Origin of the sequence: Nitrosomonas sp. Is35 (genome assembly GCF_033063295.1) — a bacterium.
GTDB lineage: Bacteria > Pseudomonadota > Gammaproteobacteria > Burkholderiales > Nitrosomonadaceae > Nitrosomonas.
Window position 1 is genome coordinate 780,831 of record NZ_JAWJZH010000001.1, and the last position, 24,589, is coordinate 805,419.

At 50.5% G+C, this 24,589-nt stretch carries 14 protein-coding genes; 12 read left to right on the top strand and 2 right to left on the bottom strand.

The features are described 5' to 3' along the window. A complete protein-coding gene (locus tag R2083_RS03550; protein WP_317537543.1) occupies nucleotides 1–1,479 on the top strand; it encodes a hypothetical protein in 1,479 nt (492 codons plus the stop codon). 13 nt (nucleotides 1,480–1,492) lie between these two features. On the opposite strand, the gene R2083_RS03555 is transcribed toward R2083_RS03550, so the two are convergent. Continuing rightward, nucleotides 1,493–7,756, bottom strand: coding sequence for a DUF4214 domain-containing protein (locus R2083_RS03555; protein WP_317537544.1), 6,264 nt, complete (start codon nucleotides 7,754–7,756; stop codon nucleotides 1,493–1,495). Between the two features lie 632 nt (nucleotides 7,757–8,388). Between R2083_RS03555 and R2083_RS03560 the strand changes: the two genes are divergently transcribed. From R2083_RS03560 to rpmE, 9 genes are all read left to right on the top strand, one after another. Next, the gene (locus R2083_RS03560) at nucleotides 8,389–9,621 is read left to right on the top strand and encodes a YcjF family protein (protein ID WP_317530107.1); all 1,233 of its coding nucleotides are present in this window, start codon (nucleotides 8,389–8,391) and stop codon (nucleotides 9,619–9,621) included. Next, complete coding sequence (locus R2083_RS03565) at nucleotides 9,618–11,171, top strand: GTPase family protein (protein ID WP_317530108.1); 1,554 nt, start codon at nucleotides 9,618–9,620, stop codon at nucleotides 11,169–11,171. Before R2083_RS03560 ends, R2083_RS03565 begins: the two co-directional genes overlap by 4 nt. 109 nt (nucleotides 11,172–11,280) lie before the next feature. Further along, complete coding sequence (locus R2083_RS03570) at nucleotides 11,281–12,042, top strand: DUF3750 domain-containing protein (RefSeq protein ID WP_317530109.1); 762 nt, start codon at nucleotides 11,281–11,283, stop codon at nucleotides 12,040–12,042. Nucleotides 12,043–12,157: 115 nt separating this feature from the next. Next, nucleotides 12,158–13,171, top strand: coding sequence for a Fe(3+) ABC transporter substrate-binding protein (locus R2083_RS03575; RefSeq protein ID WP_317537545.1), 1,014 nt, complete (start codon nucleotides 12,158–12,160; stop codon nucleotides 13,169–13,171). Nucleotides 13,172–13,270: 99 nt separating this feature from the next. After that, on the top strand, nucleotides 13,271–14,872 hold the full coding sequence (locus R2083_RS03580; RefSeq protein WP_317537546.1) for an iron ABC transporter permease: 1,602 nt from the start codon (nucleotides 13,271–13,273) through the stop codon (nucleotides 14,870–14,872). A gap of 4 nt (nucleotides 14,873–14,876) precedes the next feature. Continuing rightward, a complete protein-coding gene (locus R2083_RS03585; protein WP_317537547.1) occupies nucleotides 14,877–15,932 on the top strand; it encodes an ABC transporter ATP-binding protein in 1,056 nt (351 codons plus the stop codon). 217 nt (nucleotides 15,933–16,149) lie between these two features. Continuing rightward, the gene (gene trxA, locus R2083_RS03590) at nucleotides 16,150–16,476 is read left to right on the top strand and encodes a thioredoxin TrxA (RefSeq protein WP_108697359.1); all 327 of its coding nucleotides are present in this window, start codon (nucleotides 16,150–16,152) and stop codon (nucleotides 16,474–16,476) included. A gap of 148 nt (nucleotides 16,477–16,624) precedes the next feature. Continuing rightward, nucleotides 16,625–17,884, top strand: coding sequence for a transcription termination factor Rho (gene rho / locus R2083_RS03595; RefSeq protein WP_090317194.1), 1,260 nt, complete (start codon nucleotides 16,625–16,627; stop codon nucleotides 17,882–17,884). Nucleotides 17,885–17,981: 97 nt separating this feature from the next. Next, nucleotides 17,982–18,194, top strand: a complete 213-nt coding sequence (gene rpmE / locus R2083_RS03600; RefSeq protein WP_317530113.1) for a 50S ribosomal protein L31 — start codon at nucleotides 17,982–17,984, stop codon at nucleotides 18,192–18,194. A gap of 109 nt (nucleotides 18,195–18,303) precedes the next feature. Here rpmE and R2083_RS03605 read toward each other — a convergent pair whose 3' ends face one another. After that, the gene (locus R2083_RS03605) at nucleotides 18,304–18,621 is read right to left on the bottom strand and encodes a cupin domain-containing protein (protein ID WP_317530114.1); all 318 of its coding nucleotides are present in this window, start codon (nucleotides 18,619–18,621) and stop codon (nucleotides 18,304–18,306) included. A gap of 399 nt (nucleotides 18,622–19,020) precedes the next feature. Here R2083_RS03605 and R2083_RS03610 point away from each other — a divergent pair, with 399 nt between their 5' ends. Both R2083_RS03610 and R2083_RS03615 read left to right on the top strand, forming a co-directional pair. Continuing rightward, nucleotides 19,021–22,821 carry an EAL domain-containing protein gene (locus tag R2083_RS03610; protein ID WP_317537548.1) on the top strand — a complete coding sequence of 1,267 codons (3,801 nt, stop codon included), beginning with the start codon at nucleotides 19,021–19,023 and terminating at the stop codon, nucleotides 22,819–22,821. A gap of 785 nt (nucleotides 22,822–23,606) precedes the next feature. Beyond that, nucleotides 23,607–24,536, top strand: coding sequence for an EpsD family peptidyl-prolyl cis-trans isomerase (locus tag R2083_RS03615; protein ID WP_317537549.1), 930 nt, complete (start codon nucleotides 23,607–23,609; stop codon nucleotides 24,534–24,536). The last annotated feature ends 53 nt before the right edge of the window (nucleotides 24,537–24,589 follow it).

Below are 24,589 nucleotides of genomic sequence, written 5' to 3' on the forward strand. Positions count from 1 at the left end.
ATGGCCGATTTTGAAGTGCAGTTTGCCGATGCATCGTTTGTTGAGCCGTCGGCACAGGAGGCGGCGTTCGGCTGGAAGAACAACGAAGTGGTGGTATTTCGCGGCGCTAATGAGTCTCAGGTTTTGCAGCCCGATGCTAATGGTTCCTGCAAGTGGTCGAGCGGCACTACCGATCCGTGGAGCGTAGCCGATATCCGCCGGCGTGTGTTGAATGTGCCGTATGCGTGGCGCATGGCGGGTCAGGCGGCATTGATTCCCAAGGTCGAAGCCGGTACGCCATTGCGCGTTGTCGTTTCGGCGCGATCCCGGTTGTCGCTGTGGACGGGATTGGCCAATTTCACCAAGCGTGTGGCGGTCGCGCACAAAATCGAAGGGCAGATTCCATCGGCGCAGCAGTATGAATCGTTCATGAGTAAATTTTGCGCAGGCCTGGATGATATTTCGCTGATCGCCACGATCAGCAGAAGACCGGACGGGTCGGTCGATCTCTCACCGGAGCTGGCCGTGTTCGGCCACGCGGTCGGCAATAAACCCGGCAAGGAACGGAATTTTGTTGAGCTGGCGCTCAAGAACTTGATCGGTGCTTGTCATTCGCTCGGCATTCAAGTCACTGCCGGTTATGAAGTGCGTGACGATTTCGGCAATCAGACGCAGGGCAATTTTGTGTCGTTCATTACGTCACGGAGTTCCGATATGACCGATCACGCCAACCGCATCCGCGATGTGCTCGATACCTGGGATTTCGATGGCGTCGGTTTCGATATTGAGGTGAACGGTATCGGTCCGAGTGAACAGAGCGATACCATGAAAGCCTGGTTCAAGCAGGGTAAAACGATCAAGGACTGGGTGGTTGCGAGACCCACATCGACCGATCCGGCCGCCAAAAAAGAACAAGCCGCGGCGGATAATATACGCATTCTGTATCACACGCTGGCGCAACTGTTGATTACCAAGAAACGGTTTGTGTCGTACGCCACGGCTGCGTTTGTGGATGCCAAGTCCGGCAAGTTTGATGATGGTGTTTATATTTTCGGCCACACCCGGGTGCAGCCGCTTGGTCTGGCCACGGGGCGCGCCAATGTGATTGCGCGGATCATGGCTTACGACGAAGGGTTTCAGGCCGGTGGCGGAAAGAAAACAGAAAAATCTGCTCCTGTGCAGGATTCTTTGACGAAACGCCATGTGCAAATTCTGAAATCGATCACCAGCGCCGGTATTCATCCGTCCACTGTGCAGCTCGGGATCAAAATGGAAAGCCTGAAGGAATTGGGCATGAAAAGCGGGCATATGACCGTTGCCCAGGCGGTGGAGCGCTGCGCCGATTTGCGCCGCTTTCGCACCGGGCTGATTACGTTTTCGGGCAGTACCTCGTCTCCGTCCGATGAAGTGGCGGCATTCGCCCGCTATGATAAAGCGCTGAATGAATCGGAATTCAACCGGCGGCATTTTCTCGGCGTGCCGTTTCAGGCGCCGCATTGAGAAGCCGGTACGTTTATATCCAGCCTTCGTGCAGCATCACACTGCCAACCAAATGCGCTGCAGCTTCATCGCTTTGTGCGATTTCAACGGTGAGCCAGTTGCGATCGATTGCGTTACTTTCGAGCCGGGCCAGTTGCGCACTGAGTTCGGAATCCGTCGCCGGACGGTTCAGCGTGTGGTTGTAGACCGTCCGGATGTAATCGGTATCGGATAGCTCCTGCAAACCGGCGTTCTGCTGGAACCAATCCAGAATCGCATCGGCATCGTAAGGCTGTTGCAGCGTTTCGAATCCGAGTTGCCATTCCGCTATGGTGGCATCGCGGTTAAAGAAGCTGTGTACCAGGCGCGCCAGAATACCTTCGGTTTGGTTATGCGCGATCACGACGGTTTCATGGTTGTCGAATGCGATCATTTCGGTGTTTCTCAAGCTGAACATAGCGCCGTCGCTGAGTTGCGTCAGTTCCAGGCGATCACCGGAAAATTCCAGGTGCACGCCGTCACGGCCGCCCGGCATGCGCAAGACATCATAGCCTGCGCCACCATCCGCATTGATGGCCAGCCCGGACGGCAAATAGCCCTGATTGTTTTCACCGCCGAAGGTGACGTCACGCACTGCATCGACCCGGATAATCGCCGGATCGGTATCCCAGCCGGTCAGCAGTTCACTGCCGGTTTTGTTGAGAAATGGCACAGCTTCCGGCAAGCTGTGGAAGGCCGCTAAAATATCCGCAGCAGTCGCACCGGACCAGTTTTGCACCGCGCTGCCTTCCGCAACCGTCAAATCACGCCCCAGCCAGGTTCTGGCCAGATGGTGCGCAACCGCTTCAGTTTCAGAGTAGGCAATCGCCAGACTCGGGCCGCTGACAAACCGGACTGATTCGACATCGGTCAGCGTATCGGCTTCGCCATTCGTCTGCGTCAGCGTGACCGTATTACCGGCTACCGCAACCCAGTAACCGGATAACTGCCCGGCCTGAATAGCGCTGTCGAAACCAAAGCCGCCATTGAGCCGGTCACTTCCACTACCGCCGTTTAAGACATCGTTGCCAGTGCCGCCGTACACCGTGTCGTTACCGGCGTCGCCGGAAGTTTGATCGTTGCCGTCCAGACTGCCGATGGTGTCATCACCGCTGCCACCGGACAAAATATCGTCTTCGCCGCCGGACACGATGAATTGATCCCGATTGTCACCCGCGGCAAAACTTTTACCATTACCGCCGGTAACTCTGGCAGCGCCGACAATCGATGCGAAACGCACATTATCCAGTTGAATAATGGTGCCCAGGGGCAGCTGACGAGCGTCGATTACCAGCATGCTGCTAGCGGTGTTTGCAGCAGGGTGGCTAATGATAATTGGAAGCGCTGGCGGCTGATCGCCTGCAACACGCAGTGTCACGCTATGAATATTGAGAGGATTGCCATCCGGCAGTTGTGCTAAAAACGCACTGGCTTTGGCGGTCAGGTCGTTGACAGTGTCACTGCTCAAGCCGTTCATATGTGCCAGTGCGGTGGCTATGTCTGCTTCGGCTTGCACCGGATCCAGTGTTTGTGTCCAGTCAGTGGTGGTTAATCCGGAACCCGCAGGCAAGCTGACCATCAGCAGGTGGTCACCCTGTGTATCCGCTGCGACCGGAATATCCGCGTGCGTAAAAAATAGCGAAGCGGGATCGTCTTGCCGCGAAGGCTGAATAACCGGGACGTTGATGACGACGGTGTCATCCGATTGTGTGGTTGTCGTGATGATGGTGCCATCGACGATTGTGGTCGTGGTGCCGTCATTGCCGCTTCCACCTCCACCACTTCCTCCTCCTGGAGAGAGTGGAATCGATACGGTAATGCCGTTGCCGCCGGTGTCGGCGATTGTGATGGCGGCATCCGCGCCCGCCGCCCAGTCTTCGGCGGCGGCCAGATTGTAACTTGTCGCATCATTGGAAGCCGTACCGGCCTTGTTCAACAGCAGATTGACCGCGGTCTTGTCGGTACTGCTTAACGTTAAGGTAAATGTGGAACCGGAAGTAATGTCCACATCGGCGGTATCGCTCAGAGCATAGGTTGCGCCGCCTTCACCGGTAAATGTGAATTTCGAGGCATCAATATCGTTGGCTGTGCCACCGGCTTTTAAAAATCCCGATCCCGTGACGATCAGCACGCCAGTGCCGGTATTGTAAGTGGCCGATGTAATTACCGGCGCCGCTACGTTGGAAGTCATGACAGTGTTACCGGCCGCATCGGCGACAGTGGCCGCAGCACTTGCGCCTGCGGCCCAATCTTCTCCGGCGGTCAGGTTATACGACGCGCCGTTGGTCGAAGTAGCGCCATTTTTGTTGACGATCTGATTGACGGCGGCTCTGTCGTTGCTGCTCAATGTGATGGTGAATGCCGTGCCGGACGTGATATCGACATCGGCGGAGCCGGTTAACGTATAGCTATCGCCGCTTTCACCGGTGAAAGTGAACTGGGAGGCATCGATATCGTTGTTTGTGCCGTTCAACTGCAAGAAACCGCTGCCGGTGACTGCCAATGTGCCGGTGCTGGCGTCATAACTGGCCGAGATGATCGACGGTGCGGCGACGTTCGATACGGTGATCCCGTTATCAGTGGTGTCGGCGGTGTTCCCGCTGGTGACGTTGGTATCCCAATCGTCCGCAGCTGCCAAGTTATAGACAGCGCCGCCGGTGGAGGCAGTGCCGTTCTGGTTGATAATCTGGTTGACGGCGGCTTTGTCGGTGGCGCTCAGTGTGAGTGTGAATGCCGTACCCGAGGTGATTTCGACATCGGCGGAATCGGTCAGCGTATAAGTGCTGCCGCCTTCACCGCTGAACGTGAACCGGGAAGCATCGATGTCGGCTCCCCCGCCGTTGGCTTGCAGATTGATGCCGGTTACCGCTAAGGTTCCGGACGCGGCATCGTACGTGGCCGAAATGATGCGCGGATTGAGCGAAACCGTTGCTGTAATCGCATTGGTGGTGTCACTGATGACAGTCGCGCTATCGGCGGCGCTCAGCCAGTGGTCGGCAGCTGCGAGATTATAGGTCGAACCGCCGGAAGATGCAGTCCCGGTTTGATCCAGCAGGGCATCGACAGCGATTTTGTCCGTGCCGGACAGCGTCACACTGAACGATGTGCTGGATGTGATTTCAACGTCCGAGGAACTGGTGATCGTGTAGGTAGTGTTCGCAGTTCCGCCGGTCAAGGTGAGCGTGGAAATATCAATGTCGTTATCGGTGCCGATCTTTTTGAAGAAATTGCTGCCAGTCACAGTCAAAATACCGGTGTCGGAATCGTAAGCGGCCGATGTAATTGCCGGTGTCTGCACATTGCTGACGATGATGCTATTACCCGTCAGATCGGCGACTGTCAGCGAAGCTGCGCTGCCAGCCATCCAGTCTTCAGCTGCGGCGATATTGTAGGCCGTTGCACTGGAAGAAACTGTGCCATTCTTATTCAACAATCCGTGAACCGCCAATTGGTCGGCGGCATTGAGTGTGATGCTGAAGGCAGTGGCTGAAGTCACGTCGACAGCGGACGAAGTCAGCGTGTAACTGCCGCCTTCGCCCGTTAACGTGAACAATGAAACCGTCACATCGTTGCTGGCGCCGCTGTTGGAAACGAAATTGGATCCGCTGACTGTCAGCACGTTGGTGCTGGCGTCAAACGTTGCGGAAGTAATCATCGGTACGGCATAGTGGCTGACCGTGATGCCATTACCCGTCAGATCGGCGACCGCAACGGCGCTATCCGCACCGGCCGCCCAATCCTCGGCGGCGGCCAGGTTATAGATCGTGCTGCCGATTGCGGATGCGCCGTTTTTATTGAGTAATGCCTCGACATTGGTCAAATCCGCATCCGTCAGCGTCACTGAAAACGAAGTCCCGGATGTAATCTCTATATTCGCCGCACTGGTGATCGTGTAAGTTGCGCCGCTCGCGCCGGTGATGGTCAGCTTGGATAAATCGATGTCGTTGCTGGCGCCGCTTTTCTGAAGAAAACCGCTGCCGGTAATAGTCAGCACATTGCTGCTGTAATCATAGGCGGCCGATGTGATCGCCGGTGCTGCAACATTTGAGACAGTGATGCCGTTGCCGGTGGTGTCGGCGGTGACGGCGGCGGCATCTGCACCGGCGGTCCAATCTTCTGCCGCTGCCAGGTTGTACGTGGTGCCGTCTGTCGAGGAAGTGCCGTTTTTGTTGATGGTTTGGTTGACGGTGGCCTTGTCGGTGCTGCTCAACGTGATCGTGAATGCCGTGCCCGAAGTGATCTCTACATTGGCGGAGTCGGTCAGAGTGTAAGTGCTGCCGCCTTCGCCGCTGAACGTGAACTTGGATGCGATGATGTCGTTAGCCGCGCCGCTGGCTTTCAGGAATCCGCTACCGCTAACGATCAATGCGCCGCTGCTGGCGTCGTAGGTGACCGATGTGATCGCCGGTACTGCAACGTTCGACACGGTGATGCTGTTGCCGCTGGTATCGGCGGTGACGATGGCGCTGTCGGCACCCGCCGCCCAATCTTCTGCTGCGGCTAGGTTGTACGTGGTGCCGCCGGTTGAGCTGGTGCTGTTTTTGTTGACGATCTGATTGACAGCAGCTTTGTCGGTGGCGCTCAATGTGATCGTGAATGCCGTGCCGGAAGTGATCTCTACATTGGCGGAATCGGTCAGGGTGTAAGTGCTTCCGCCTTCGCCGGTGAACGTGAACTTGGATGCGATGATATCGTTGGCAGCGCCGCTGGCTTTCAGGAAGCCGGAGCCAGTGACGGCCAAAATGCCTGTGCTGGCATCGTACGTCGCCGACGTGATCGCCGGTGCGGCAACATTCGACACGGTGATGCCGTTGCCGGTGGTATCGGCGATGACAACGGCAGCATCCGCACCGGCAGCCCAATCTTCCGCAGCCGCTAGGTTGTATGTCGTGCCGCCGGTAGAGCTGGTGCTATTCTTATTGACGATCTGGTTGACGGCGGCTTTATCGGTGGCGCTCAACGTGATCGTGAATGCCGTGGCGGAAGTGATCTCGACATTAGCTGAATCCGTGAGCGTGTAAGTGCTGCCGCCTTCGCCGCTGAACGTGAACTTCGATGCGACGATGTCGTTGGCCGCGCCGTTGGCATTGACCAGGTTCGAGCCGGTGACGGTCAGTGCGCCGGTGCTGGCATTATACGTTGCTGAGGTAATCGCAGGTATTTGCACGTTGCTGACGGTAATGCCGTTACCCGTGGTGTCGGCGTGACCGCTTAATTCCCGGCTCCAGTTATCCGCTGCTGCAATATTGTAAGTGACCCCATCCGTCGAAGCAGTGCCGTTCTTGTTCAGTAACCCTGCCACATTGACTTGATCGGTAGCATTGAGCGTGACGTTGAATTGCGTGGCGGAATCGATCTCGACTTGCGCGGAGGTGAGGGTATAGGTTGCGCCGCCTTTTCCGGTCAGAGTGAGTTTCGATACATCGATATCATTGTTCGGCCCGCCTTTTCGTATTAAGCCGGTTCCGGTGACGGTTAAGATATGGCTGCTTATATCATAGGTAGCCGAGGTGATCGCCGGTGGAGGAACATTCGAGACTGTAATGCTGTTGGACGTATCGGCAATATTAGTATTGCCGATCACCGTATTCCAGTCGTCCGCTGCGGCCAGGTTGTACGAAGTACCATCGTTTGAAGAGCCGCCATCTTCGTTGAGAATCAGGCTTATCGCGGCTTTATCCGTGCTGCTGAGTGTTATGGTGAATGAGCTGGCGGAGGTAATTTCGACATCACTGGTATCGATCAGCGTGTACGTGGCGCTGCCATCGCCGGTAAAAGTGAACAGCGAAGCATCGATGTCGTTGGCCGCACCACTGGCTTTGACAAAGTTCGATCCGGAGACGGTCAACGTGCCGGTGCTGGCATCGTATGTCGTGGAGCTAATTGTTGGGATTTGCACATTGCTGACGGTAACGCCGTTACCCGTGGTGTCGGCGTTGCCGCTTTGCGCCGGATTCCAGTCAGCCGCCGCGGCGATATTGTAGGTAGTGCCGCCGACCGAGGACGTGCCGTTCTTGTTCAGCAAACCTTCGATGTTGATTTGATCGGCCGCATTCAACGTAATGGTGAATTGCGTGGCGGAATCGAGCTCGACATTCGCTGAAGTGAGGGTATAGGTTGCGCCACTTTGTCCGGTCAGAGTCAGTTTCGATACATCAATGTCATTGAGCGGCCCGGCGGTGGCCGCCATATTGGTTCCGGTGACAATCAGCTTGTTATTGTTGGCGTTGTACGTGGCCGAAGTGATGGTCGTCGTCATTGGATTGAACCGCCGTTGTTGAAACTGCCCGGTTGCGCATGGCGTGCAGTTTTACCGCTGATTGTTTTTAAGACCTGACCGTCATTCAATGGAACATTTGCAGCAGCTGTAACGTATGTAAAGGCGTTGGTCGGGAGAGTTGCGGTACAGAGGTCTATCCATGAAGCTTTAATCATTTTTAATAGTCTTATAGTATTAATAAATAAAATCAATTAACTATAATGATTTTTTTATATTCTGAAGGGAATCATGCCGAATGACTGGGACCGGTTCCTATATGCCAGCACACTCTTATTAGCGGTTGATGTAAGTAAAAATGAAGAAAAAAATAGTTTTATATAGTAATTTTCCTACATGAAATAATGAACTCGGATTAAACATAGTCGGATCATCAAGTTAGTCGATCTTAAATGCCCTGACGGCAGGATATGTGTGGCAACTAGGTACTCAAGAGCAATTTCTGCAAGAAATTCATAATGCTTAATAGAACCAAGCGAACGGATTCAGAGTTTTCTTACTTTACGAGTGAAATTGTCACCACCGGTTAAATGGATGGCATTGTTGCCGGTTGAGTCGTGTTTGGAATGAATCGATAGAAATCATTGTTTAAGCGGTAGTGATAAAATGCTGGCATGATGAGACCGAACGGTTTGACAGACTGGCGCAATTACTGGGAGCAGCTTCGTACCGCGCTGCTGGAGCCCAGTGTCGACAAGTCCCTGCTGGAGGCATCGTTGCGCGAGGCGCGCGCGAAGATGCCGGTGCCGGTATTGTGGCTACTGGGTAAAACGCAATCCGGCAAGACATCGATTATCCGCGCACTGACGGGCAGTCCGGCGGCGGAAATCGGCAACGGTTTTCAACCGTGCACGCGTAGTGCGCAGTTTTACGATTTTCCGGCTGAAGCCTCGGTGGTGCGGTTTCTCGATACGCGTGGTCTGGGTGAAGTGGCGTACGATCCCGGCGACGATATGCATTATTGTGAAGCGCAGGCGCATTTGCTGGTGGCGGTGATGAAAGTGGCGGATGTGCATCAGGCTGCGGTGTTCGATGTATTGCAAGCGATCCGCCGGCGTCATCCGGAATGGCCGTTGCTGATCGTGCAGACCGGTTTGCATGAACTGTATCCCGGCCAATTTGCGCACATTCAGCCGTGGCCGTATGCCAACGATCCTTTGCCTGATTCCATTCCGCTCGATTTGCGCCGCGCTCTGCTGGCGCAGCGCGCTGCCTTGAAGCCACTGCCCGGTTTTGCCCCGGTGCGCTGGGTGGCGGTCGATTTGACATTGCCGGAAGATGGATTTGCGCCGCCGGATTATGGCTTGGAAGCGTTGTGGCAGGCAATCGAAGCGCTGACATCCTTGGGTTTGCAGCATCAGCTGAGCGGTGACCAGGAAGTGCAGGATCTCTACGCGCGCACCGCGCATCAGCATATCGCAGGTTATGCGCTGACCGCGGCGGGATTGGGTGCTTTGCCGGTGGTGGATTTGGTCGCGGTGTCGGCGGTGCAGGCAAAATTGTTGCATAGTCTGGCGTTGCTGTACGGGCAGCGCTGGGATAAAAGCACCGTCACGGAATTTATCGGTTTGGCGGGCGCGGGAATTGCCTCCGGTTACCTGGCACGGCTATTGACCCGTGCTGCGACCAAATTCATACCGGTGTGGGGACAGACCGTGGGGGCGTTATGGGGCGCCAGTTCCAGCGGTGCGACCACGTACGCGCTGGGCAAGGCGGCGATCTATTTCTTTACGCGGCGCAAGGACGGCCTGAACGTGGATGCGGATACCTTGCGGCAGATTTATGCGGAAGAATTGGAACGCAGCGCGTCGATACTCAAAGACCGTCTGCGGGGAAAATCCGGATGAAAGCACCACTGCCCGCTGTTAATCCGCTGCGGTTACTGGTTTTCATCCTGATGCTGTTGCCGCTGCTGGCGCTGTTGGGATTCGGCTTCTTCTGGCTGTGGCAGGGCGGTTATTTGCAGTATTGGCTGATTGCCATGGTGGTGTGCGGCGGCCTGGGGTACGGCTTGCAGTATTGGCTGGTGCGGCAGGAGCGGCAATTGTTAACGGATTCGGCCACCGAACCTAATCCGGATTGGCCGCCGAGCGCGGATGCGGTCTGGCAGCAAGTTGAAGCGTTGGCCGAGACCTGTAATCCGCAGGATTGGCCGATCGAGGAGGGTACCTGGGTGCTGGTGCTGGGGCAGAAAACGATGGAAACGGTCGCGCATTGTTATCACCCGGATGTCGAAAAACCGTTGCTGGAACTGACCATACCGCATACCTTGATGATTATCGAGCGGGCGAGCCGCGATCTGCGCCAGGATGTGGCGGAAAAAATACCGTTCAGCAATCGCCTGACCATTGGCGATTTGTTCCGGATACAGCGCTGGAAGGCTAAGGTGGAACGGCTGTTTAGTATCTATCGCGCCGGCAGCCTGCTCATCAATCCGGTCAATGCTTTGCTGAGCGAAGCGTGGCGGCATTTGCGCGAGCGCAGTTTCGATCAGGCCAAGGATGAATTGCACCGCTGGTTTTTGCGTACCTATGTGTGCAAAGTGGGGTACTACGCGATTGATCTGTATAGCGGCCGTTTGCCGTTAGGCGATGAAGAATTCATGACTGCGCCAACCCCGGAATCCAAAGCCGATCTGGGGCAGGTCGAAGAAACCGCAAAACCTGCTGTTGAGCCGTTGCGCATTCTCGTTTTGGGGCGGTCCAACTCGGGTAAATCGAGCCTGATCAATGCATTATTTGGCACATTGACGACAGCTGCCGATGTGCTGCCGGACACCACGCAAGCCCTTAAACCGTTTGCTTTATCGCGCGAAGGTTTGACGCAAGCGCTGATTTTCGATAGTCCGGGGTGTGACAGTGCATTGTTTGATCATCAGCGGATGCTGGTTGCGGCAGAAAATGCCGATCTGATTTTGTGGCTGAGTCCGGCCAACCGGCCCGACCGGCAGATTGAGCGCGATTGTTTGGACGTATTGCGCGCCACCCAAGCCGCGCGCACGGACCGCCGTGCGCCGCCGCTACTGGTGGTGGCGAGTTTTATCGATCGCCTGCGGCCGGTCAACGAATGGCAGCCGCCGTACGACCTGACGCATCCGGCGAGCAGCAAGGCAACCCATATCGCCGCAGCGGTGCGGGTTATCGCGGCTGATCTGGCGGTAGCGGTTGAGCAGGTGATTCCTGTCTGTTTGCTGACGGGTAAAGTTTATAATGTCGACGATACCCTTTGGGCCGCGATTCTGAATCATCAGGACGAAGCGTTGCGGGTGCGGCTAATGCGCTGCCTGGGTGCCAGAAAGCGCGCCGAAGACTGGGTCATGCTGCGGCGGCAGATGGCGGGTGCGGGCCGGTTTGTGCGGGATTTGCCGGACATATTGGGAAAACGCAGCGGGCGGTAATGAGTTGGCCATGGAAATACATCGGTAAAGCGGATTTCGCATATACTGCGATCCATCTCAATGCTCCAAGATTGCATCATTTTTAATCCCTAATCAGTTGAATCACTCAGTGAAGCGCACTTTAACCGTAGTTTTCCTCTTATTTGCTGTGGGTCTGATCGTGCTGACGGTTGTTCCGGATCGCGCACGGGCGCAATACTGGTGGAACGCGAGCCGTGAACCGGTGGGTTTGGCGCCCGATCCTACATCGACGCCGGAAGCGATTGTGCAGGTTTACGGCGCGCGCGCATTCAGCTGGCGCGGCTACTTCGGGATTCATACCTGGATTGCGGTGAAACCCTCGGCGGCACAGTCGTACACCATTTATGAAGTGATCGGCTGGTTGCAGCGCCGTAAGCTCCCGGTGGTAGTGATTCATGAGAATGTGCCGGACCGGCGCTGGTATGGCAATATGCCGGAGCTTCTGCTGGAAAAACGGGGTGACGGCGTGGACGCGCTGATCGGAAAAATTGACCAGGCGGCACGCAGTTACCCGTATGCAAAGGATTACACGATTTGGCCCGGCCCCAATTCCAATACCTTTACCGCCTGGATTTCCCGGGCTGTCCCGGAATTGCAATTGGATCTGCCGCCCACCGCGATCGGTAAGGATTACCTGGGGTACCGGCTGGTTTCGCAAGCACCGAGCGGCAGCGGCTTCCAGGTTTCCATCTTTGGCTTGCTGGGCGTACTGGTCAGCGCGGTGGAAGGTGTCGAGTTGAACCTGCTAGGATTGTCGTTCGGTGTCGATCTCGATCCACTCGCGCTCAAATTGCCACTGGTCGGGCGCAAAGAACTGAATTCATGGTTCGAGCCTGCGGTTGAAAATTAATTGCGTTCTTTAAACCTTGAGTTCATGGTATTTAATTGATAATTATTCTTATTCATACTATAGTAACCCTCAATAATTAATTCGTTTGATGAATCTTTTTGCCTGGAATTTTTTCATGTTGAAATCGAATGTAAGCCGTTTTTATTTTGCCGTTTTTTTTCTTTTCTCTTCTCTGATCGCACCGCTGGCGCATGCCGAGGAAGTGGTTGTGTATTCCGCGCGCATTGAGCAACTTATCAAACCGATGTTTGACGCGTTTACCAAGGAAACCGGGATCAAGGTCAAATACACCACGGATAATGAAGGCGCATTGCTTGCCCGGCTGGAAGCGGAGGGAAAAAACACGCCAGCGGATCTGCTGATTACTTCCGATGTGGGTAATCTTTGGGCGGCGGCACGGGCAGGCTTGCTGAAGCCGGTGCAATCGAACGTGCTGGAAGCCAATATCCCGGCGCATTTGCGTGACCCTCAACAGGAATGGTTCGGTTTGTCGATCCGGGCACGTACACTGATTTATAACACTAAGAAAGTGAAGCCATCAGAGCTTTCAACTTATGAAGATCTGGCCGATCCGAAATGGAACAAACGGCTGTGTCTTCGCACATCGAAGAAGGTGTATAACCAATCCCTGGTGGCGATGATGATTGCCGGACATGGCGAAGCCGAGACCGAGAAAATGGTCAAAGGCTGGGTGGCCAATCTGGCGACCGATCCGCTATCCGATGACACCCGGGCTTTGGAATTCGTCGCTGCTGGTAAATGCGATGTGACGGTGGTCAATACTTATTACTATGGCCGGTTGATGAAAAAAGACCCGAATTTGCCTTTGGCGATTTTCTGGCCGAATCAGAATGATGGCGGCGTGCATGTCAATATTTCCGGCGCCGGTGTCACGCGCCATGGCCGTAACGCACAAGCTGCGATTAAATTGCTGGAATTCCTGTCATCCGACAAAGCGCAAAATCTCTTCGCCGATGTGAATATGGAATATCCGGTCAATCCAAAGATTGCAGCGGATCCGTTTGTCGCGGCGTGGGGCAGTTTCAAGCAAAATCCGATGAATCTGGTTAAAGCCGGCGAATTGCAGACCACCGCCGTGAAACTGATGGACCGGGCGGGATATCAGTAAAAAGGTACGGCCGCTACAAAGATCAATGCGGCGTAGAAGCGCTAGGAAACAATAGCTTCTTACGCCAGTTTTTTCGTTCCGTTTCTTCACAAACATGTCATGGCCATTTGGCGCTCAGTTCCTTTCATAGCCGCTGCATTGGTACTGGCGCCCGTGGGCGTGATCGTGTCCGCTTTTTTTGCACCGGCCAGTGATGTTTGGCAGCATCTGCTTGAAACGACCCTTCCTCAACTGCTGATCAACACGTTCTGGCTTGCCTTGGGTGTCGTCAGTGGGACTGCGCTATTGGGCATCAGTCTGGCGTGGCTCACCGCAGTTTATGACTTCACCGGGCGGCGGTTCTTTTCCTGGGCGTTGCTGTTGCCGATGGCGATGCCTGCGTATGTCACGGCATTTGTTGCTTTGGGACTGTTTGATTTTACCGGTCCGGTACAAACTGTATTGCGCGCCTGGCTGGATTCGGATTTGTCCTGGTTTCCGGATATTCGCGGCAGGGCGGGTGTGATTGTGGTGATGACGCTGGCTTTTTATCCCTATGTTTATTTACTGGCGCGCAATGCTTTTCTGAGTCAAGGCAAACGCTCGTTGGAGGTGGCGCAATCGCTGGGCCTCAACCGTAAGCAAGGATTTTTCAAAGTGGTATTGCCGATGGCACGGCCCTGGATAGCCGGAGGCGTGATGCTAGTGCTTATGGAAACGTTGGCGGATTTCGGCACCGTGGCGGTGTTTAATTACAACACCTTCACGACCGCAATTTACAAAGCGTGGTTCAGCATGTTTTCACTGCCCGCGGCTTCGCAGCTCGCTTCTTTATTGATTCTAATCATTTTTGTTGTGATCGTGCTGGAACAGCAGTTCCGGTTGCGTATGCGCTATGCGGAAAGCAAAAGAACCGAACGTGCGCAGCGTATCCGGTTGATGGGATGGCATAACTGGCTGGTGACCGGTTTTGTCCTGAGTGTCTTGTTTCTGGCATTTCTGCTGCCGGTGTTGCAATTGTGCCAGTGGGCGATGCGATCGTTTACGCAAGATTATGACGTGGCCCGCTATCTGGAATTTCTCTGGCACTCGCTATCGTTGTCCGGTCTGGCGGCTTTATTGATCTGCTTGGTTGTCATCGCCATGGTTTATGCGGCACGGCGTTATCCCAGTCCAGCGACGCGCTATGCGATTCGCATTGCCACGATCGGCTATGCATTGCCCGGTACGGTGCTGGCGATTGGCGTGTATGTGCCGCTGGTTTGGCTCGATGGGCGGCTCAGCGAATGGATGATGAATTGGTTGCAAATCGAGACAGGGCAATTGATCCAGGGCACGCTGATGATTATGTTGATTGCCTATTTGATCCGCTTTATGGCGGTCAGCCATTACCCGATCGATGGCGCGATGCAACGGATTACGCCTAATATCGACGAAGCGGCGATGAGTTTCGGGTTGCATGGCTGGGCGATGATCCGGAAGGTGCACATTCCGATATTGAAACCGGGAATTTTCACAGCGGCGACTTTGGTGTTTGTCGATGTCATGAAAGAGATGCCGATTACGCTGATGACGAGGCCTTTTGGCTGGGATACACTGGCGGTGCGAATTTATGAAATGACTTCCGAAGGGCAATGGGAGCAGGCTGCGTTGCCGGCGGTTACGCTGGTGCTGGCCGGGCTGATTCCGATTTTCTTGTTTATGCGACAAACTGAGAAGTAAACCGATGAGTACAGGGTTGCTGCAACTGAATCACGTTGTGCAAGCGTATGGCGAGCAGGTCGTTATCCGTAACTTATCTTTGCAATTGCAGAAGGGGCAGATCGGCTGTTTACTCGGTCCGAGTGGCTGCGGCAAGACCACTGCCTTGCGCTGTATCGCCGGTTTTGAGCGGATTGCGGGCGGAGAAATCGTGCTCAATGGTGCCTGTGTAAGCAGTGCGGATTCCTTCGTGCCGCCGGAACAGCGGCGGATCGGCATGGTGTTTCAGGATTATGCGTTGTTTCCGCACCTGGATGTGACTGCCAATATCGGTTTCGGTCTGCACCGGTTAACGCGGGTGGAACGTGAGCGGCGGGTTGAAGAATTGCTGCATGTCGTGCATCTGGCCAGCGTTGCGAAGAAATATCCGCATGAATTATCGGGCGGGCAGCAGCAGCGCGTTGCGCTGGCGCGCGCACTGGCGCCGGGACCGGATCTGTTGTTGCTGGATGAACCGTTTTCCAATCTGGATGTGAGTTTGCGCGAACGGCTGAGCATGGAGGTCCGCGAGATCATCAAACAGCAAGGAACCACCGCGATTCTGGTGACGCATGACCAGGCGGAGGCGTTTGCGATTGCCGATGAGATCGGCGTGATGAATCACGGTGAGATTCAACAGTGGGATACGGCATTCAATCTGTATCACCGTCCGGCTAATCGTTTTGTGGCTAACTTTATCGGTCAGGGAGTATTTCTTCCCGGCAAAGTGATCAATGCACAACAGGTTGAAATTGAATTGGGCGTATTAAACGGAGTAATTCCGCAGCACTGCGAGGCCGGGTGTAGCGTCGATGTATTGCTGCGTCCGGATGATATTGTGCATGACGATAGCAGCGCGATGCAGGCGACAGTGGTTCATAAGGCATTTCGCGGCGCGGAGATTTTGTATACGTTGCGTCTGGCGGGCGGAGCTAAAGTGCTTGCGCTCGTCCCCAGCCACCATGATCATGCGATCGGCGGGAAAATAGGGATCAGACTCGAAGCCGACCATATTGTGGCATTTCAACAATTGGAAGGATGATTGTCCGGTTCCGGTTCCTGCGAATGTGAGACAATATCCCGGGTTTCTTCCGGGCGCTATTTTAAAAAGCTACTTCCCTTTTAACAGTTTTTTCTATAGCATAACAATTTAGTTTTATACCACTATTTTGCAGCGTTATTCCAATCAATCCCGTAAACCAATCTTTGAGATAATTAGGTTTACTCTTCTTAATACTGAATAATTGAATGAGGATCATATGAGTCAGCATATTCATTACGTTACTGATGCTAATTTTGATGCGGAAGTTTTGCAGTCGACAACTCCCGTGCTGGTGGATTACTGGGCGGAATGGTGCGGCCCTTGTAAAATGATAGCGCCGATACTCGACGAAATTGCGAGCGAATATGGTGAACGCCTTAAAGTAGCTAAATTGAATATCGACGAAAATCAGCTAACACCGCCGAAATACGGTATTCGCGGTATCCCGACTCTGATGCTGTTTAAAAACGGCAATATCGAGGCTACCAAAGTCGGAGCTTTATCAAAATCACAATTAACTGCCTTTATTGACAGCCATATTTAAACCCGCTAGTCTACTGAACATAATAGATTTGTGGACTAGGTGATTGGTAAAGCCCACACCACCTTATATTAAATAATCCCATCCGTAACAACTTTCCTTCCAGCATCATTATCTTTTACCTGAGTATTATTTTTTCACGAGCTTTTTCATGCGCTTATCCGATTTAAAGAACCTACACGTCACTGAACTAGTAAAAATGGCCGTCGAGAACGAAATTGATGGAGCCAACCGAATGCGGAAACAGGATCTGATTTTCGCATTGCTTAAAAATCAGGCGCGCAAGGGTGAAAATATCTACGGTCATGGGACGCTGGAAGTATTGCAGGATGGTTTTGGATTTTTACGTTCTCCGGATACATCCTATCTGGCGGGGCCCGATGATATTTATATTTCACCCAGTCAGATCCGGCGCTTTAATCTGCATACCGGAGATTCGATTGATGGCGAGATTCGCCCGCCAAAGGAAGGAGAGCGTTATTTTGCGCTGGTGAAAGTTGATAAGGTCAATAACGAACCGCCGGAAAATTCCAAACAGAAAATCCTGTTTGAAAATTTGACACCATTATTTCCGGATGAGCGGCTCGTGCTCGAACGCGATATCAAAGCCGAAGAAAATATCACCAGCCGTATCATTGACTTGATTGCTCCGATTGGAAAGGGACAGCGCGGTTTGTTAGTGGCTAGCCCTAAGTCGGGTAAAACCGTGATGCTGCAACACATCGCGCACGCCATTGCGGCTAATTATCCGGATGTGATTTTAATGGTGTTGCTGATTGATGAACGTCCGGAAGAAGTGACGGAAATGATCCGTTCGGTGAGAGGGGAAGTCATCTCATCCACTTTCGATGAAGCAGCTACGCGGCACGTGCAAGTTGCCGAAATGGTGATTGAGAAAGCCAAGCGCTTGGTCGAACACAAGAAAGATGTCGTGATATTGCTCGATTCGATCACAAGGCTGGCGCGCGCTTATAATGCGGTGGTGCCGGCTTCCGGTAAAGTGCTGACAGGCGGTGTGGACGCCAGTGCGTTACAGCGGCCCAAACGTTTCTTCGGCGCGGCGCGTAATATTGAAGAGGGTGGATCGTTGACGATCATCGCAACAGCATTGATTGATACTGGGTCGCGTATGGACGATGTGATCTATGAAGAATTTAAGGGTACCGGTAATATGGAAATTCATCTTGACCGGAAAATGGCGGAGAAACGGATATATCCTGCGATTAATGTGAACCGGTCAGGAACTCGCCGGGAAGAATTGCTGATTTCTCCTGATGTACTGCAGAAAATCTGGGTACTACGCAAGTTACTGCATCCGATGGACGATATGGATGCGATGGCGTTTCTACTGGATAAAATCAAGGCAACTAAGAATAATTCCGACTTTTTTGATTCGATGCGGCGGGTTTAGGATTTAATTTTCACAGTTGCGCCAATACGTACATTAAAGGATAATACACGGCTTTTTAATCTTCCCATTGGGGATTGAATAATTAAGGATATAGGTAATGAAAGCAGACATTCATCCAGACTATCAGGAAATTACCGTAACTTGCAGTTGCGGTAATGTGTTTAAAACACGCTCTACCATGAACAAGCCATTGAATATTGAGGTATGTTCACTGTGTCATCCGTTCTACACGGGTAAGCAGAAAATTGTGGATACTGCCGGAAGGGTTGAGAAATTCCGTCAGAAATATAGCAAGCAAGTGCGCAATTAATTGCTGGAAATCAAGTAATATCAGGTTTTTACCAAGATTTCTGATGGTGAACCCGGGTAACAGAATTTATTCCGGATTCTGCTACTTGATTCTAAGTTAAATAATCTCTTTAATAATGTACAGCGAGCCAGATAGTCTCATTGTCTGGATCTGACCATGAGACTTTGTGCTTTTTATGAGCGGGGATATTAATAAAGTCTCCCTCATTAAGATGTACTGATGCTTCATCCTCAAAAGACAGTGCCGCCTTGCCCTTCAATACGATAATCCACTCGTTTTTTTCCTGATCATACCAGCCGGATTCTGGCGATTTTTGTCCTTTCGAGATGATCTTTTCTATCGTCACTGTGTCGTTTCCGGCCAGAAACTCAAATAATTCCTGATCCAGGTTTTTGGGGATTCCGGTGAAAATATTTTGTGATTTCATCTGAAAAAATAAACAAGATTATGTGAATTCTTTAGCTTATTTGGTATGTAAAAGCCTTTGAGTGACCATTTGTATGGTAAATGCAGTAGTGATTCTCGGCCTAAAATGGTTTCTGCGTATTTATTATGTTGTGGCGCAAGGTCGAATTGGAGTAGGTGTATTTCAAATCTTCAAATTCATTTCCATTCCGTATTCATAAGGCTAAAAATTTTCATAAAACTATGCTATAAAACACCAATCAAAATTTTCCTGTTAACTTCAAAGAATCAGAGGCTTCTTTTGATGATCAGAAAAACGAATTCAAGTCCGAAGAAGTTGACCGCAATAAAACAAAAATCGCGTATAAACCCATCTATCCCATCTCATCAACCAGTCGATCCTGAAAGGACATTATTCCCAGTGGTGGGTATTGGTGCTTCAGCTACCGAACTCAAGTCACTACGGCAGTTTCTTTCCCAGATACCAGCGGATAGTGGTGCGGCTTTTGTCGTTATTCAGCAATCAGATGCGATACAAGGAAATCTATCTCCTCAGCAACTGCAAGATGTTACCAGCATGAAGATAGTGCGCGTGGAAAATCTGATCGAAGTGCAGTCCGATTGTGTCTATATTGTTGAGCAGTCAAGCAAGAATGTCTTTATTTCCAATGGTTTTTTGTGTGTATTGGACGCCGAGCCGGGGCATGTATCGAATTCCTTAATCGATTTTTTCTTCCACAGCTTGGCGGAAGAGTATAGGGAGTCGGCGGTTGGTGTTATTTTTTCCGGTTCGGGTGCAAATGGTACTCAGGGTTTACGCGCCATAAGGAAAAAAGGAGGATTGGGGCTTACGCAGGATTCTATGTCCAGTGAACCGGGGGATATGCCGGATCGCGCGATTGAGGCAAGCACAGTGGACACGCGCGTAGCACTCGATGTGTTGCCGGGCATTGTTACCAGTTATTTGAAATCCAAATCGCAAGGATTTCACCTTGATGGTGCCATGAGTGAAGTGGTGCAACTCTTGTCCAAGCGGACGGGTAATGATTTCTCTCAGTATAAGAGAAGCACGCTATATCGTCGTGTGGAGCGGCGGATGCAACAGAATCAAATCAGTAAGGTTGAAGATTATGCGCGCTTCTTAAACGAGAATCCTGTTGAACTGGATTTGTTGTTTAAGGAGCTATTAATCAATGTGACGCATTTTTTTCGCGATCCGGTCATGTGGCAGTATGTTAAAGCGGAGATTATTCCACCCATTTTGGCAGCCCATCCTGAAGGAAAAACAGTGCGAATCTGGGTACCTGCTTGCTCGACAGGGGAAGAGGCTTATGGATTCGCCATTCTTTTCCGGGAAGCTTTGGAGCAAAGGGGCGTGCAAGACCGGTACTTGGTGAAAATATTTGCGACTGATCTGGATCAGGATGTCATCACGAAGGCACGGCAGGGTTTTTATCCCCTGGCGATCAGTCAATATATTTCATTGGAACGCTTAAACCGGTTTTTCATCAAGCACGAAAATGGCTACCGGGTCTGTACTGAAATACGCCAGATGGTGATATTCGCGCCACAAAATCTTATTGCCGATGTGCCATTTTCCAAACTGGATATCTTATCGTGCCGGAATTTACTGATTTATCTGGATCGTGAATTACAAAAAAGATTATTCCCGCTGTTTTATTATGCACTGAATCCTGGCGGCATTTTGCTATTGGGAACTGCGGAATCGATCGATTATTTCCCGGAGATGTTTACCCCTCTGGAGCGCAGTTTGGCGGTGTATAAACGTCTTGATAATGGATTGCCGCAAGAAAGGCGCAACTTGATTCAGGATTTCTCTCTTCAAGCGATGACCAAGAAAAATCCAATGATCAGTCTGGAAGAGGTACTACGGCTTTCACACATCGAGCAAGCAGCGGACTCATCCGAAAAAGGTGATGATATTGTATTAGCGATGATGACCGAACTGCAGCTCATGCGTGAGGAAATGCAAGCGACTCATGAGGAAATGCAGACTTCGCAAGAAGAGCTTAGATCGAGCAACGAAGAGCTGCAATCGACCAATGAAGAATTGCTGTCGACAAATAAAGAATTGCAAGCAGCCAATGCAGCATTAGTCGCGTCCAAGTCTAAATTAAAATTACTTTACAAGGAATTGCAAACCACCAATGCGGAGCTGACAACTTACCTAGAAGCCATTGGGCAGCTTGCACTGGTTTCCGTGAGTGACCGCTCTGGCCGGATCATTGAAGCCAATGACCGTTTTTGTGAGATTAGCGGGTATGGTCGCTCCGAACTTATCGGGCAGGATCATCGGATTCTCAACTCAGGTGTGCATTCGAGTGATTTTTTTATAGACATGTGGGAAACCATCACCAATGGCAAAATTTGGCATAAAGAGATTTGTAATCGGAGAAAAAGTGGCAGCTTGTACTGGGTCGATTCCACTATCGTTCCGTTCAAAGACGGTAGCGGCCGGATAGTTCGCTATATATCCGTTCGCGTGGATATCACCGCGCGCAAACAGAAAGAATTAATTTTGCATGAACGGCTAAAGGAAAGAACGTGTTTATATGCGATCCGGCGGGAGATGGAACAAGATCTTTCTGTCGGTGAGCTTTGTGAACGGATATTCGATCATCTGATTCCAGCAATGCAGTTTCCCGACCATGCGGCCTGCATGATCAGTATTTATGAGCAGCGCCATACTTCAAATCACTATAACGAAGACCTGACGCATGGGATTTTCGCAAGAATCAAAGTGGGTGGACATTTTTGCGGTCAATTGCAGGTTTTCTACCGGGAAGAAAAGTCATTCATGCTGCCGGACGAGCAAAACCTGATTAATTATATCGCAGACGATTTCAGGCTATGGTTGGAGCGCAGGCAATTGGAACAGCACATCAGTTTTATGGCAAATCATGACGTGCTGACAGGATTGCCGAATCGATTGTTGTTGCAGGATCGCTTGTCGCAGGCATTGGCGCATAATCAGCGCCATCATGATTTTTCAGCGGTGTTGTTTATAGATCTGGATCACTTCAAAGTTGTGAATGACACGCTGGGTCATGGTTTTGGCGATTTGCTGCTAAAAGAAGTGGCTGTGAGGCTTTTATCCAGCATACGCAGCGAGGATACGGCGTCGCGTCAAGGCGGGGATGAGTTTATCGTGATATTGACGGAAATCACCGATTTGGAGGATGTTGAATCGATAGCGAAGAAAATCTTGCACTTGCTGGCGCTGCCGTATCATATTAATGAACGAATACTCCATATTGACAGCAGTATCGGAATTGCGCTGTATCCCAAGGATGGTAAGGATGTTGACGCATTGTTAAAGCATAGCGATCTGGCGATGTATCATGCTAAAGCTACGGGGCGTAGTAATTATCAGTTTTATTCGGCTGAGATGGATCGTTTGATTCAAGAGAAACACGAGCTGGGTAACGATTTGCATAGAGCCATCAGAAATAATGAGTTGGTATTGTACTATCAGCCGATTATTGATATGGACACCAATCATTTGGTTAGTCTGGAAGTGTTGTTGCGCTGGCAACATCCTGAAAAGGGATTGATACCGCCCGTTCAGTTCATTAAGCTGGCGGAAGAAACAGGCCTGATTTTGCCGATCGGGGATTGGGTTATCGGATCGGTGTGCGAGCAGCTAAAAGCGTGGCAAGACCAAGAGTTGAATGTGCCCAGAATTGCTATCAATCTTTCCGTCAAACAATTTCAGAAAAAGCTGTTTGTGCAAGATGTGGCGAATATTCTAACGCAAGCAAAAGTTTCTGCGAGTTGCTTGGCTTTGGAGATTACAGAAAGCATGCTGGCTGAAAATATCGTTGAGGTGAATGAAACGCTGCAACAATTAAGTGCAATGGGATTCAAGATATCGATCGATGATTTTGGAACCGGTTATTCTAATTTGAGTTATTTGAAGCACTATACGATTGACGCACTTAAAATTGATCGTTCTTTTGTGCGTGATATCGCGATCGATGAGAATGATGCGGCGATAGTTACGGCGATTATTGCAATGGCTGGCAGCCTGAATATTCAGGTAATTGCAGAAGGTGTTGAATCAAAGGAACAAATTGATTTTCTCAAACAGCGTGGATGCAGCCAATGTCAAGGATTTTATTTTAGTAAACCACTTTCTACGTTAGAAACGCTTCGAGAATTGCAGCGATTTAACAACTCTGGTATCAATCAATACCCGTAAATCTGTGATCTGTGTTTGTTAAGAATGAAGAATCCTGGTAGATATGTATACAGATTTATCCTACATCACAGGATAAATCGTTAGTATGCAATATTGGGATTGGTTAGACAAACTGCCCAGTAGCATGGTTATCATGACCAGTTAGGATGCGACTGGCATTGCAGACGGCGATACCGGGTAAAAGGTACCAATTCAAAGTATTATTATGGTGGTATTTGGTAAGCTTAGGCTATCACATGCTTTCGATTGTCACATGATGACAATAAAAGTGCGCGAAAATTGTATTGCTTGAATCTTCTTGGAGCTTTGCCAGATAGTGGCTCACAAGACTTAATCGTGTTTTTGTTAATTTTAGTAACAAAAATAGAGAGATATTCAAGATTCAAGGTATATCATTGACTAATAATCTTATGATAGAGATGATTTTGAAGGAACAAGTTAGCAAAGTTCTTTGTCATATTTTTTAGATAAATTAATCGGTTATCCAGAATATTCCATGATCGAAGGTGAGCTTCAAGTATTGAATCGGAATATATTTTGTATATTGTTGATTATCAATGTATATTAATGTGCTTTATAAAGAATTACTTTAAGTATTAAAGTTTATAGTTTAATTGTCGTATCCAGCTTCAGAGATGATCAATGGAACGTATTGTTCTCATTCTGTGTTTAGGCATTATGTAAAGATGTGTGTTAGATTTTTTTGAGTTTGTTTCATTATATTTGTAATTATTAAGGGAAATATTATGGTATTGGCAAATACTCGGACGGCACTAATAGGATTCATGATTGGTTTCGCATTAGTTCTCGCAGCTTGTGACAGCAATGAGCCAAAAGAAAAAAAAACTGGGCAGGCACTGGTTAGTGTCAATGGTAAAGAAGTTACCATGCTTCAGCTAAATGAAGAAATCAAGCGTGCCAATGTCCGCCCTGAACAGTATGAAGCAGCGAGTAAGCAGCTTTTGGAATCTCTGATTGTTCGTCAATTAATTCTTGATGAAGCTGTTCGCAACAAGTTGGATCGTACGCCTGATGTAATGCAAGCGCGCGATCGTGCAAATGCGCAAGTAATAGCGCAAGCTTATATGCAAGGTATTGTGAGTAAAATTGCTAAGCCTACTCAGCCTGAGATTGATGAATATTTCCAGAAACATCCTGAGTTTTTCTCGCAGCGTAAGCAATTTGATTTGATAACAGTTCGTGTTGCAACAAAGGATATCAGTAGTGAATTAAAGAAAACTATCGATGCAGCAAAGTCTGTAGATCAGGTTGTGGTTTGGCTTGAGAAAAATAAAGTTGAGTATCTCAGAAGCTTGGCATCACGTAGTAGCACCGATCTGCCTCCTCAGATGGCTAAAATGCTACAAGAAAAAAGTAAGGACACTATTTTTATCGTTAATGAGCAAGAGAATAGTTTGCTGATTTCGGTTAATGCAATAAAGGACAGTCCTATTACACTGACAGCTGCGGCGCCTCAAATTGAACGATTTTTGTTGAACCAAAAATATAAGGAAGCAACTGATGCGGAAGTCGCGCGTTTACGCACAGCTGCAAAAATCGAATATTTGAATGCTAAAGCACCAGAATCCAGTACTGCTGATAAGTCGGTTGTTCCACAAGCTGCTCCAAATGCTGATAATGCAACAAATAATTTAAATCTGACTGAGCCAGCCTCTGGCAGCTCTATCGAGCGTGGTATTATGGGACTCAAATAAGTTGATGTTTATATTAAATAGTTTATCTTTCCTAATATAATGTTCAGTGCGGT

What these genes read in the sequence shown, in the direction of transcription:
- R2083_RS03550 (WP_317537543.1), top strand. Translation starts at nt 1, where the DNA reads ATGGCCGATTTTGAAGTGCAGTTTGCCGATGCATCGTTTGTTGAGCCG.
- R2083_RS03555 (WP_317537544.1), bottom strand. Translation starts at nt 7,756, where the DNA reads ATGACGACGACCATCACTTCGGCCACGTACAACGCCAACAATAACAAG.
- R2083_RS03560 (WP_317530107.1), top strand. Translation starts at nt 8,389, where the DNA reads ATGATGAGACCGAACGGTTTGACAGACTGGCGCAATTACTGGGAGCAG.
- R2083_RS03565 (WP_317530108.1), top strand. Translation starts at nt 9,618, where the DNA reads ATGAAAGCACCACTGCCCGCTGTTAATCCGCTGCGGTTACTGGTTTTC.
- R2083_RS03575 (WP_317537545.1), top strand. Translation starts at nt 12,158, where the DNA reads ATGTTGAAATCGAATGTAAGCCGTTTTTATTTTGCCGTTTTTTTTCTT.
- R2083_RS03580 (WP_317537546.1), top strand. Translation starts at nt 13,271, where the DNA reads ATGGCCATTTGGCGCTCAGTTCCTTTCATAGCCGCTGCATTGGTACTG.
- R2083_RS03585 (WP_317537547.1), top strand. Translation starts at nt 14,877, where the DNA reads ATGAGTACAGGGTTGCTGCAACTGAATCACGTTGTGCAAGCGTATGGC.
- trxA (WP_108697359.1), top strand. Translation starts at nt 16,150, where the DNA reads ATGAGTCAGCATATTCATTACGTTACTGATGCTAATTTTGATGCGGAA.
- rho (WP_090317194.1), top strand. Translation starts at nt 16,625, where the DNA reads ATGCGCTTATCCGATTTAAAGAACCTACACGTCACTGAACTAGTAAAA.
- rpmE (WP_317530113.1), top strand. Translation starts at nt 17,982, where the DNA reads ATGAAAGCAGACATTCATCCAGACTATCAGGAAATTACCGTAACTTGC.
- R2083_RS03605 (WP_317530114.1), bottom strand. Translation starts at nt 18,621, where the DNA reads ATGAAATCACAAAATATTTTCACCGGAATCCCCAAAAACCTGGATCAG.
- R2083_RS03615 (WP_317537549.1), top strand. Translation starts at nt 23,607, where the DNA reads ATGATTGGTTTCGCATTAGTTCTCGCAGCTTGTGACAGCAATGAGCCA.